The organism is Pedobacter ginsengisoli (genome assembly GCF_002736205.1).
Taxonomy (GTDB): domain Bacteria; phylum Bacteroidota; class Bacteroidia; order Sphingobacteriales; family Sphingobacteriaceae; genus Pedobacter; species Pedobacter ginsengisoli_A.
Genome location: NZ_CP024091.1, coordinates 3,166,354 through 3,178,515, shown reverse-complemented (window position 1 = coordinate 3,178,515; position 12,162 = coordinate 3,166,354). Strand labels below are relative to the sequence as shown.

Genomic DNA, 12,162 nt, shown 5'->3' with positions numbered 1-12,162 from the left:
CAGAATAAAATGACTCCATTAAAGGCAGATGAAATTTATGGTAACTGGGCAACTTTACTGCTTCCCATTAATAATGACGACAGCATCAATTACAGACAATTGGAACATGAAATTGATGTGTTAATTGCCAGTAATGTAAATGGAATCTATTCTAATGGTACAGCCGGAGAATTCTATAATCAGACAGAACAGGAGTTCGATGAGGTAAACGGTATTCTTGCTTCAAAATGTAATGCCGCAGGAATGCCGTTTCAGATAGGCTGTTCGCATATGAGCCCTAAAATATCATTAGATAGGATTAAGCGTGCAGTGATACTGCGGCCATCTGCCATACAGATTATTTTGCCCGATTGGTTTGTGCCCTCCTTTGAAGAGATCATTGATTTCTTAAGAGTGATGACCGAAGCAGCCGATCCTGTGAAGCTGATTTTATATAATCCGCCGCATGCTAAAAGAAAGCTGTTGCCTAAAGAATTTGCAGAAATACTTGATGCGGGCATACCTCTGGCTGGTTGTAAGGTAGCTGGTGGCAATGACCAGTGGTATCGGGAAATGGCTGCATTAAATGTCCCGTTTTCCGTGTTCATCCCGGGTCATCATTTGGCTGCCGGAATTTCACATGGTGCGCAGGGCGCTTATTCAAATGTAGCGTGTTTAAATCCGGGCTTTGCACAGCAATGGTATAACACAATTGCAAACAAAACAGGCGATCCTTTTGAATTACAAGCCCGCATACAGGAATTTATGGATAACTGTATTGTTCCTTATATTAGAGATAAAGGATACTCCAACCAGGCTGTAGATAAATTTATGGCAGCCGTAGGTGGCTGGACACCTATAAGTACCCGTTTGCGCTGGCCCTATAAGTGGATACCAGAGGCAGAGGTACTGCCAGTTAGAGAAAAATGTGCCAAACTTTTACCCGAAGTTTTTATGAACCAACTTTAATATTAGCTCAATGCAAAAAACACTTAGAAACTGCCTTATCCTCATTTGTGCCAGCTTATTGCTGCTGACTTTCAGTAACGGATGTAAAACAAGAAAACTTTCTGCCGATCAGGTACTGCTTGATAGTACCGTGGTTTTTTCGCCCGGAGGGGAATATGCCTCCATGCGTATACCTGCATTGGTAGCAACAAAAAAAGGAACACTGCTTGCATTTTGTGAAGGAAGAATTGGTACTGCGAGCGATTGGGCAGATATGGATCTGCTGATGCGCCGAAGCACAGACGGAGGCCGCACCTGGGAAAATAATGTAGTTATTGCTGCCAGAAAAAGCGGACAGCCTACAAGTAATCCCACACCGATAGTAGATCGTGACGGTACCATCCACCTCCTTTATCAGCGGGATTACGCCAATGCATACTATACCCGTTCTACTGATGATGGCAAAACATGGAGCCCTGCGGTTGATATTACCTACGCGTTTGAAGCCTTTAAGCCAGAGTATAACTGGAAAGTACTAGCGCCAGGGCCGGGCCATAGCATACAGTTAAAAAATGGCCGTTTGCTGGTGCCTGTCTGGTTAAGTGATCCGGCTAAAACTACTCCCAGAAGGAGCCATGCGCCATCCTGTATAGCTACTATTTACAGTGATGATCTAGGTAAAACCTGGAAGCGCGGAGCCATAATTGCCGGCAACTCTCCTGAGTTTAAAAACCCGAGCGAAACTATGGCCATTGAGCTTAATGATGGCCGCGTTATGGTAAACATCCGGAATACTTCTGATGAACATCGAAGAGGGGTCAGCTATAGTAATGATGGAATAAGCGGCTGGACAAAGCCTGTTTTTGACGAAGAATTATACGAACCGATATGTATGGCTACGATAATCAGGCTGCAGGACAAGCAAAAATCAGGTATGCTTTTTATCAATCCGGATACCAAAGATGCGCCCAAGCCACCACGCAAAAACCTGACCGCCAGAGTCAGCTACGATGAAGGACAAACCTGGACAGTGAAAAAGATAATCAATGCAGGTTCATCAGGCTATTCTGATGTAGCTGTTACAGCTGATGGAACCATTTATTGCCTATACGAAACAAATACAAGCAACGATTTTAACTATTCTATGGTGCTTAAAAGGTTTAATTCAAAATGGCTTACAACTCCTGATGGAAAATAAATAATCAAAAACAATTTAAAAATATATGAACAAAATAACCGGATTAATAGCCGCCACTTTTGCGGCTTATCGTGAAGATGGAACAATTAATTTAGACATTATCCCAACGATAGTTGACAAACTGATAGCTGATGGATTATCTGGCGTTTTTATTTGCGGCACCAATGGCGAGGGGCCAAACCTTACTGTTGAAGAGCGGATGTCCATTGCCGAAGCCTATGTTAAAGCTGCGGCCAAACGTATCCTTGTGTTGGTGCATGTAGGGCATAGCTCTATCCACGAATGCCGTAAGCTTGCTGCTCATGCAGAGCAGATTGGGGCCGATGCCATTTCCTCTGTCGCTGCTTTTTATTTTAAGCCAACAAGCGTTGATAATCTGGTTAAAAGCATGGCGCAGATTGCGTCTGCCGCACCTAATACACCATTTTATTACTATAGTATCCCAACCCTTACTGGTGTGGGTATGGATATGATCACCTTTTTAGAACAAGCAGAAAAGGTAATCCCTAACCTTGCAGGCATTAAGTATACCGCTTCTACCTTGCATGAATATCAGGCTTGTGTGAATTATAAGAATGGCAAATTTGATATCCTGTTTGGCTATGATGAAATGTTGCTTCCTGCACTTGCTGTAGGGGCAAAAGGAGCCATCGGAAGCACTTATACTTTTGCAGCTCCGTTATATCTGAAAGTAATAAAACTGTATAACGAAGGCAAGCAGGATGAGGCAGCGGCCATGCAATTGCATTCAGTAAATATGGTCAGGGCTTTGGTAAAATATCCGCCAATTCCTGCCCAAAGGGCCATCATGAAAATGGAAGGACTGGAATTGGGTAATTGCAGACTGCCTCTTGAACCTCTTTCAGAATCACAATCAACACAGTTTAAAACATTCCTTAATGAGATCGGATTTTTCGATATCGTTAAACAATCCCGATGATGAACAGGCTCTTTAATCTTCTTCTTCTTTTACTTATGACTATACTTTTAAATAAAGGGCTGGCGCAGCAGGTCTCCAGGTCTGGCTTATCATGGAGCAACCTGCCGCCAATTCCCGATCGCGTAGGTTTTGCAGGTTCTTTTGCCGGTGTCTCCAATGGCGCGTTATTGGTTGCTGGTGGTGCAAATTTCCCTGATGGCGGCGCACCGTGGACAGGCTCTGTCAAAGCATGGCACAATCATATTTTTGTTCTTGAAACTCCGGATGGAAAATGGAAAGAGGCAGGTGAATTAGCCTATCCCCTGGGTTATGGAGCTTCTGTTAACTGGAAAGATGGCCTGATTATTCTTGGGGGCAGCAACGAAAAAGGTCATTATGCTGAAGTGTTCCTATTAAATTATAAGAATGGAGGAGTTGAAACGGTTAATCTTCCGGGTTTACCTCACGCAATTGCAAATACCTCAGCTGCATTAGTCGGCAGTGTAATTTATGTTGCAGGCGGAATTGAAAAACCTGATGATAAGATTGCCGGAAACAATTTCTGGGCATTAGACCTTAACGCGATTCAAAAGGGATGGAAAGTACTGCCAGCCTGGCCTGGCGCCCCAAGGATGCTTAGTGTAGCAGGTGCGCGAGATGGCGCATTTTATCTGTTTAGTGGGGTAGCACTTATCAATGGCAACCGTGAATATTTAAAAGATGCTTATCGTTACCATCCCGAAACAGGATGGAAAAAAATAGCCAACCTTCCGGCTTCTGTGGCGGCAGCACCAACACCTGCTTATGCTTCCGGACAAGCGTCTTTACAGATATTTGGTGGTGATGACGGTAAGCTAGCCGCTACCGCTGCGGTTTTAAAAGAAAAGCATCCTGGTTTTTCCAGTAGAATTTTAAATTATGACACGCTTACCGACACCTGGAAATCTTTCGGGAAGGGATTCACCAGTAAGCCCCCTGTAACCACCACCTTAACCGTGTGGAACGGAAATGTAATTATTCCGGGTGGTGAGATCAGACCGGCAGTAAGAACCCCTAACGTATTAATTGCAAGTTACAAATGAAACAAACTACTTCTTTCTATTCGTGGATCATAGTAGCCATGCTGTGGATAGTTGCTTTTTTAAACTATCTCGACCGCATTTTAATTACTTCCATGCGCGATCCTATCGTTACAGATTTCAATTTATCCGATGCGCAATTTGGCCTGCTTACCTCTGTGTTTTTATGGTCATATGGTTTTTTGAGCCCTTTTGGCGGTTACTTTGCAGATCGGTACAGCAGAAAAAAGGTAATCGTTTTTAGTGTAATGGTATGGTCGGTTGTCACTTTGTGGACTGGTTTTACCACCTCATTTCAGGAAATGCTTGCCGCCCGTTTTTTAATGGGGGTAAGTGAGGCCTGTTATATCCCTGCAGCTCTGGCTTTAATTACAGATTATCATAAAGGAAAAACGCGTTCCCTGGCAACAGGTCTTCACATGAGTGGTTTATATGCAGGTCTGGCACTTGGTGGTCTGGGCGGATATATTGCCGAATTGTGGGGATGGCGTTCGGGTTTCCATGTGTTTGGAATTGTTGGCATTGTTTATTCTCTGATTCTTTTGTACGTATTGAAAGATCATAAATCTGAACCGGCAGAAGTTACCGAAGAAGAGCAAACGCCAAAAATTAGCCTTACAGGAGCGTTGAAAGTACTTTTTAGCGAAGCTTCTTTCTTTATCCTGCTATTCTACTTTGCCATACTCGGTATTGTTAACTGGCTTGTATATGGCTGGTTGCCAACCTTTCTTAAAGATCATTTTAACCTTAATCTGGGCGAAGCCGGGATCTCAGCAACAGGCTATATCCAGATCGGATCTTTTATAGGCGTAATTGCGGGTGGTATTCTGGCTGATAGGTGGACCCGCAAAAATAACAGAGGTCGTTTGTATATGCTCATCATTGGTTTTACGCTGGGGGCACCATTTTTATTTCTTATGGCTTCTACAAATGTGTTTACCATAGCCATTATTGCTATGCTGGTTTTTGGTCTGGCAAGAGGATTTAACGACGCCAACCTAATGCCTATTTTAAGGCAGGTTGCCGATGGAAGATATATCGCCACAGGCTACGGCTTCCTGAATTTTCTGAGTACAATTATTGGGGGGCTAATGGTATATGTTGGCGGCGCTTTAAAAGATGCTCAGGTTGATCTTTCTATTGTTTATCAGGTTTCGGCAGTTGCTATGCTATTGGCCACATGGTCGTTGTTTGCGGTGAAGCTAAAAAAGAATAACGTATAAATTTATTGTTATGAAGAAACATATTATTGTACTGGTATCTCTAATGCTTTTATGGAATACCACCATTTTAAAAGCAAATATATCCTTACCGGCCATTATTTCCAGTGGCATGGTGTTACAGCAGCAAAGCAATGCAAACCTATGGGGATCGGCTAAAGCTGGTGCAAAAATAACGGTTCTTACCTCCTGGAATCAAAAGGTGTATAGTGTGACCACTACTAAAGAAGGAACATGGAAATTGGCGGTGAGTACTCCAAAAGCAGGTGGACCATATAAAATTACTTTTAATGACGGAAGTAAACTGGTACTCGATGATATTTTTATTGGAGAGGTATGGTTATGCTCCGGTCAGTCAAATATGGAAATGCCCGTAAAAGGGTACGCTAACCAGCCGATACTGAACGCCAATGAGATATTAATGGATGCCGATGAGTCAGGGGTAAGGCTATTCAGGGTAGAAAAGAAAATGTCAAAAACCCCTCAAACACAACTTGATGCCAAATGGCAAACTGCCGATGCAGCATCTGTTAAAGAGTTTAGTGCAGTTGGCTATCAGTTCGCCAGAATACTTCAGAAAAGACTGAAAGTTCCTGTAGGTATCATCCAATCTGCATTTGGGGGCACAGATATAGAAGCATGGATGACTACCAGAAGCCTACAGGGTTTCGATGATTTTAAAACCCCGGCTGATACCGCAAAAATTATGAAGAACAATCCGGGTGTATTGTTTAATGCCATGATCAATCCAATTCTTGGCTATTCCATTAAAGGAACATTGTGGTATCAGGGTGAGAATAACCGTATGAACCCATTTAGTTATGATAAAAAAATGGCTGCAATGGTAAAGGAATGGCGACAGTTGTGGAATTCGGGCGAATGGCCATTTTACTACGTACAGATTGCGCCAAATGTGTATAAGGACCATGCCGATCAAATCCCATTTTTATATGAAGCGCAATCAAGGGCAATGAAGCTAATCCCTAATTCCGGTATGGTGGTTAGTGTTGATGTTGGCAGTATGACTACAATACATCCGCCAAATAAAACTATTATCAGTAAAAGACTGGCCTATTGGGCACTGAGCAATACCTATGGGAAAGAAGGGATTGCATTCAGGGGACCGGTTTATAAATCTTTAAAAATAACTGACGACAAAGCCGTGCTGAGCTTTGATGAAATTCCAAACGGCTTAACCGCTTATGATAAGAAGCTGATTTCTTTTGAAATAGCGGGCAGCGACAAAGTGTTTTATCCGGCCGAAGCATCAATTACAGGTAAAACTGTAGTTGTGCACAGTGAGTCTGTTAAAAGCCCTGTAGCTGTCAGATATGCCTTTAAAGACAGATCTGAAGGAAATCTTTATAATGTAGAAGGATTACCAGCCGAACCTTTTAGAACCGATACCTGGTAAACAACCGGCTTTATAACCCTGCCTGAAGCTCAGTGCCTCTAATGTAAATCTGGTTTGCCCTCTCCAGGTTTTCTTCACTTTTGGTGGTGATCTTGATGATGTCCATATCTTTTACAGCACCTTTTAAAGAACCAAAATCACTTTCAGACAAAATATTAATATTTAAGATGTAATTTTCATCAATTTTAAGGTTGGTTACATTACCTTTTAGCAGGTTATTATCTATCACGTATAAGGTAGCGCGTGCGGGAGATTTAACATATTTGTTCCTGATTTCTTCCAGTGTCATAAATCGAAATAAACCAGGGTTTTTGGTTGCCACATAAACCTCGCCGAACTTACTGTCTGAGTTTACTTTAACGTCTTTGATTTCGCTCATACTAAAGAGGGGCAGGCAGGTACCTACTAATGTGCTGTCTAGAAAATACCTTGGCTGAACATTCGTGTGAAATTTCTTAACATCGTTTCCATAAACAACATTTACTTTCTCAGATACCGGACTGGTTTGGCCTGCTGCAGCTACAGTAAGCAGACAAAATGTTAACATGAATAATAACCTCATAATTTCCCCCTTTAATAACGGAATATAAGGAATATTATCAAATAAATGTAAAATTATAAATTATTTATAATTTGTTCAGCTTCTGTATCCTCGTATTCATGGGCAGCCATACCGAGCTTTTTCTTCAGGTCTGCCATAACAGGGACATATTCCTTAAGTTCAGCCAGGTTCTTTAATTCACTCGGATCCTTTTTAACATCGTAAAGCTCCCAGTAATTTAGTTTTCCATAAAAACGGATCAGTGTGTATTGATTGGTTCTTATACCAAAATGCGGGTTTACCAGGTGTGGACCCGGGTATTCGTAGTAATGATAATAAACAGGTCTGTCAGGTTTATCTGGTTTGCTGCCCTTAAGTAAAGGCCAGAATGATTTTCCTTGTACATCTGTTGGCACTGTAGCCCCGGCAATATCAAGTAAAGTAGGAGCCCAGTCTATATTGGCTACCACATTGTTTACCGTACTTCCTGCTTTTACTTTTCCCGGGTACCTTACTATGAACGGTGTTTTTAGCGACTCCTCATACATAAATCGCTTGTCAAACCAACCGTGTTCTCCCAAATAAAAGCCCTGGTCCGAGGCATAAATTACAATGGTATTTTTGCTCAGCTGCTCCCTGTCAAGGTAATTTAAGATCTGGCCAATATTCCTGTCCAGTGAATTTGCAGTAGCATAATAATCTTTCATATAGCGCTGATATTTCCAGGTGGCCAAAGCTTTTCCGGTTGGTTTTTTCTCTTCAAAATCTTTGGTTACTTTTTGCTGGTAATAATCAGCAAAGGCTTTGCGCTGAGCAGGATTCATCCTTTCATAAAGAATGAACTTTTCGAAATCTACATTAACTTTCAGGTCGCGGTCAAGCTGCATTGCTTTTTCAACAGTCATGTACTGTTGTTTAGCTGCGGGCCTTCCTTCATATTCATCAAAAAAAGTAGCAGGTAGTGGAAAGTCTACATCATCATATGCGCCAAGATCCTGGATATCCGGCAGCCATTCCCTATGGGTAGCCTTTTCGCCAACAACCAAAAAGAAAGGTTTGCTTTTGTCACGCGAGTCAAGCCATTGTTTTGCTTTGTCTGTAATGATATCTGTAACATAGCCCTCGGTTCTGGTTGTATCGTTATTTTTACTTATAAAATCAGGATTGTAATAAAAACCCTGATCAGGCATAATTTCCCAATGATCAAATGCTTTTCCGGGCAAAGTTCCCAAATGCCATTTGCCAATCCAGGCGGTCTGGTAACCCGCATTGCTTAAAAGGCCGGGTAGCATTTGCTGATTTACATTAAATTTACCATCATTTGCTTTGTATCCGTTTATGTGGCTGTATTTGCCGGTCAAAAAGCAAGCCCTGCTTGGTCCGCAAATGGAATTGGTAACCAACTGGTTTGTGAACAAAGCACCTTCTTTCGCAAGTCTGTCAATATTGGGTGTATGTGCTATTTTATTACCATAAGCACCAATTGCCTGATATGCATGGTCATCTGAAATAATAACAATAATGTTGGGTTGGGTAGACGATTGATGAAAAGCTCTGGTTTTTGAGCTCATAAATTTTATGCTTCCCCATATTACAAGTATGCAGGCAACACTCCAAATAATGACCGATCTTATCATATCTTCTTAAAAGTATAGTTTAGAATTTGCGGATAAGATACGGAATATGTTATTTTTAGCTGGTATACAATTATGTATATTGTGAAAGAATTTCTCTAAATTTATATTATGACAGCACTAATGGTGATATTGATAACAAGAAAACTGAAAAGGTCATTAGGATCGGTCAAACTTCAAAATGCGAAGGAGGCTATTTATGAAATAGAAGCTTTATATTGATGAGGAAATGGTTTATCTATCAGAGATTTATTTAAAAAAGTGAGCATACTACTGTTAATTTAAAGGCTGTAATTGAGCGTTTACATGATGAGGGACTTGTTTAATTTGCATTTTAAATGCTATCATTCTTTGGGTAAATAATGCATGCAACTAGTATAAAACATCATTATTATGGAAAAAGCAGGTAAAACACCAGGCGTGCAAGCACAAATGTTAATCAGAAGGCCGGTGGCAGTTGTTTTTGAGGCATTTATTGACCCGCAAATCACTAAGCATTTCTGGTTTACCAAAGGGAGCGATCGCCTTGAAGTAGGAAAAACAGTTAAATGGGAATGGGAAATGTATAATGTTTCCAGTTCAGTACTGGTCAAAGAGATTGTACCAAATAAAAAAATAGCCATTGAATGGGATGAATACGGTACACCTGTTGATTTTGAATTTGAGGCACTGAGTGAGGGTACTACCTATGTTACTATTTCGCAGTATGACTTTAAAACCACTGGTGATGAGCTGCTTGCAGAGATCAATGGAGCAAGCGGAGGCTTTACTACAGTAGTAGACGGGTTAAAAGCCTACCTTGAACATGGCATTAATTTGAATTTAATAGCAGATAAGTTTGCGAAAAGTTAAGGGAGCCTGTCAAAGTCCAGGTCACTAAAAAGGAAGTCATTAGAATCAATATTTAACTTAAATCCTGTTATTTTTTTATTGGTATCCTTTATAAAAACCACTTCGCCTTCCGGCACAAAAGGGTCATTAAAAATAATCTTGAACCGGTCCGGATCAATGTTGTATAAGAAACCTGAAAAAAGTTCTTTTGTGGGAAGTAACTCGAGGAAAGGCTTACCATGCTTTATGGTCCCTGATTATGCCAATGGCAAGGCCAGGGATTTTGTAATCAGCTACCTGTTTTTCAATAAACTGATCTAGCCCAGTTGAGTCGTTTTGCTGACTGAAAGAGAGGTAAGGGGCAAATAAAAGCAGAATTATAAAGATCCTTTGGGTGGCGTTTGCAAAGCATTTGTGGTTCATTAGCTATGGATTGTATATCAAATGGTCAGGTGGTTGATGAAAAATCGGTAGGTTATGCACGAAAATTCGTATATTATAGAAAGAATAGGCACGACTGCTGTAAAGAGGTTGATAGACAGTAAGCTAGCGCTGGAATACCTTTTGTAATTAATTCTAAAGGATTTACCAAGTAAACAATCCTATCTTGAGTCTCCTGATCATAGCATTCAAATCGTCCCTGTATCTGCAGACGCACGTTCCTTTATGACTGTTAAAGTATTGGATGCATATGAGGCTGACTTAGTCAGGTTAGAATATAGTTTGATATAATTTTGTCTACGCTTTACATTATTACTGATTTAAATAGAGCAGGAAAGTCGACTGTTGGGTCTGTTTATCTCCCAGATGAAATCAGAACCAATTATAAAGTTTTTGATGTTGATAAACTTTTTATGGAGAAGCAAGCAGAACTTTTTTCCATACGTTTGAAGCTCTAGTAGAAGAAGCGCTATTGAAAAATGACAACTTCGTATATGAAGGCCATTTTAAGCTATAGTACTATGGAACCGGCTCCCAGAGTTCAATTTTATTTCCTTCGGGATCATAAACCCAGGCAAATTTGCCATAGCTCTCATCTTGAGTTTTGTCATCGATTGTTACGCCTTCTTTTCTAAGTTCGGCTAGCAATTCGTTGAGATTATTTACGCGGAAATTGAGCATAAACTGCTGATGGTCATTGCCGAAATAATCTGTGTTTTGAGCAAAAGGAGAAAATACAGTGGGTCCGGCTTCCTGATTCCAGATATATCCGGTTTTCATAGAGTTAATGCCGAAATGTTTCTCGTACCAATCTGCAAGTGCTTCCTGGTTTTTAGAGCGGAAAAAAATACCGCCGATGCCTGATATACGTGACGCCATTGTTATTGATTTTTAAGTTATATAAATATAAGTTTATTGCAGGCATTAATGCAACTGTTTACTTTTCGAACACACCATGTGTGTGTCTTTTGCGTACCTAAAACGTACCTTCTGTGAAAAAGCACCTTGTTTCCACATTTACTCCGCAGAAGGTATGCATCAGCTACGCAGAACAACCTGATAAAATATTTGCTGTTTAATTTGTTAATATTTCCTTAATATGTTGAAAATCATATGACCAGAGCGTTAATTCAGTTGCATGGTTCTCTTGGTAGTTTGCTAACTATTGAAGTAGTAAGTGGTTAATGAAAAATTATAAGGACAAATCCCCCTTATATTGTCACGATTGCACCTCACTCTTGCTTCTCGTCTTGTTTAAATTTGGGTAATAATTAAACTAATAACTAAATGAGAAAGATTAGAATTTTCGAACACATCTTGGATGGGGTGATAGAATACGATGGAGACTATACTTATGGCGCTTGAACTACGCCTTACAGAAGTTCTGTCGGGGCGGCAATGCTGTTTGATGGATACGGGCCAAGCTTTGACCTGCTGCTTGCCCGTAAAACCTACGATATATTTAGTGGCTTTTGGCCTAATGCCGGCGATTTCCCAATGGCAAATGCTATAAATGCTGCAACTAAATATATTGCAAACCACAGACCTGATAGCCTGGTATGAGGGCCGGTAAAAGATTTGAGTGGGGATGTTGTAGATGCAATTCGTGATCTTAAATCAACTGAGGGACCAGACTTGATCGTTGTGGGAAGTTCAACGCTAACGTCCCTATTGCTTGACAATGGATTGGCCCATGAGGTTATACTCATTATCTATGCGGTTTTGCTTGGCAAGGGTAAACGTTTATTGTCGGATAGTATTGATGGCCGGGAACTTGCTTTTGTCGACTCTAAGGCTACACCTACAGGTTTGCTCATTAACACCAATAAACACCTCGGAATACTGAAGAAATGATCTTTGGCTTGAGTAGCCTGAGTAACAAATTAGCTTACCCTCAAGTGTGAAGAAGAATCTGTACTTATGGGTATTCATGGGCATTTTTTTGGGTATGCTCATAG

The 12,162-nt window shown here is 40.8% G+C and carries 13 protein-coding genes; 9 read left to right on the top strand and 4 right to left on the bottom strand.

Going from position 1 to position 12,162, the window contains the following annotated elements:
• The first annotated feature begins 9 nt into the window (after nt 1–9).
• From CPT03_RS13140 to CPT03_RS13115, 6 genes are read left to right on the top strand one after another with little or no spacing between them, the layout of a single operon-like run.
• A complete protein-coding gene (locus CPT03_RS13140) occupies nt 10–948 on the top strand; it encodes a dihydrodipicolinate synthase family protein (RefSeq protein WP_099439277.1) in 939 nt (312 codons plus the stop codon).
• A 10-nt stretch (nt 949–958) separates the two neighbouring features.
• On the top strand, nt 959–2,125 hold the full coding sequence (locus tag CPT03_RS13135) for a sialidase family protein (RefSeq protein WP_099439276.1): 1,167 nt from the start codon (nt 959–961) through the stop codon (nt 2,123–2,125).
• A 25-nt stretch (nt 2,126–2,150) separates the two neighbouring features.
• Complete coding sequence (locus CPT03_RS13130) at nt 2,151–3,065, top strand: dihydrodipicolinate synthase family protein (RefSeq protein ID WP_099439275.1); 915 nt, start codon at nt 2,151–2,153, stop codon at nt 3,063–3,065.
• Nucleotides 3,066–3,100: 35 nt separating this feature from the next.
• Nucleotides 3,101–4,126, top strand: a complete 1,026-nt coding sequence (locus CPT03_RS13125; protein WP_245869836.1) for a galactose oxidase — start codon at nt 3,101–3,103, stop codon at nt 4,124–4,126.
• Nucleotides 4,123–5,346, top strand: a complete 1,224-nt coding sequence (locus CPT03_RS13120) for an MFS transporter (RefSeq protein ID WP_099439273.1) — start codon at nt 4,123–4,125, stop codon at nt 5,344–5,346. The genes CPT03_RS13125 and CPT03_RS13120 overlap by 4 nt, the downstream gene beginning before the upstream one ends.
• A gap of 10 nt (nt 5,347–5,356) precedes the next feature.
• The gene (locus CPT03_RS13115) at nt 5,357–6,757 is read left to right on the top strand and encodes a sialate O-acetylesterase (RefSeq protein WP_099439272.1); all 1,401 of its coding nucleotides are present in this window, start codon (nt 5,357–5,359) and stop codon (nt 6,755–6,757) included.
• Nucleotides 6,758–6,767: 10 nt separating this feature from the next.
• Here CPT03_RS13115 and CPT03_RS13110 read toward each other — a convergent pair whose 3' ends face one another.
• Complete coding sequence (locus tag CPT03_RS13110; protein ID WP_157766432.1) at nt 6,768–7,319, bottom strand: hypothetical protein; 552 nt, start codon at nt 7,317–7,319, stop codon at nt 6,768–6,770.
• A 53-nt stretch (nt 7,320–7,372) separates the two neighbouring features.
• On the bottom strand, nt 7,373–8,869 hold the full coding sequence (locus tag CPT03_RS13105) for a sulfatase (RefSeq protein ID WP_245869835.1): 1,497 nt from the start codon (nt 8,867–8,869) through the stop codon (nt 7,373–7,375).
• Between the two features lie 456 nt (nt 8,870–9,325).
• Here CPT03_RS13105 and CPT03_RS13100 point away from each other — a divergent pair, with 456 nt between their 5' ends.
• Nucleotides 9,326–9,784 carry an SRPBCC family protein gene (locus CPT03_RS13100; protein ID WP_216641547.1) on the top strand — a complete coding sequence of 153 codons (459 nt, stop codon included), beginning with the start codon at nt 9,326–9,328 and terminating at the stop codon, nt 9,782–9,784.
• Between the two features lie 213 nt (nt 9,785–9,997).
• On the opposite strand, the gene CPT03_RS13095 is transcribed toward CPT03_RS13100, so the two are convergent.
• Both CPT03_RS13095 and CPT03_RS13090 read right to left on the bottom strand, forming a co-directional pair.
• Entirely contained in the window at nt 9,998–10,186 is a 189-nt protein-coding gene (locus CPT03_RS13095) for a hypothetical protein (protein WP_099439269.1), read from the bottom strand.
• A 537-nt stretch (nt 10,187–10,723) separates the two neighbouring features.
• Complete coding sequence (locus tag CPT03_RS13090) at nt 10,724–11,083, bottom strand: VOC family protein (RefSeq protein ID WP_099439268.1); 360 nt, start codon at nt 11,081–11,083, stop codon at nt 10,724–10,726.
• A 519-nt stretch (nt 11,084–11,602) separates the two neighbouring features.
• On the opposite strand from CPT03_RS13090, the gene CPT03_RS23125 reads away from it, so the two are divergent.
• Both CPT03_RS23125 and CPT03_RS23120 read left to right on the top strand, forming a co-directional pair.
• Nucleotides 11,603–11,767 carry a hypothetical protein gene (locus CPT03_RS23125; protein WP_245869834.1) on the top strand — a complete coding sequence of 55 codons (165 nt, stop codon included), beginning with the start codon at nt 11,603–11,605 and terminating at the stop codon, nt 11,765–11,767.
• A 15-nt stretch (nt 11,768–11,782) separates the two neighbouring features.
• Entirely contained in the window at nt 11,783–12,058 is a 276-nt protein-coding gene (locus CPT03_RS23120) for a dihydrofolate reductase family protein (RefSeq protein ID WP_245869833.1), read from the top strand.
• The last annotated feature ends 104 nt before the right edge of the window (nt 12,059–12,162 follow it).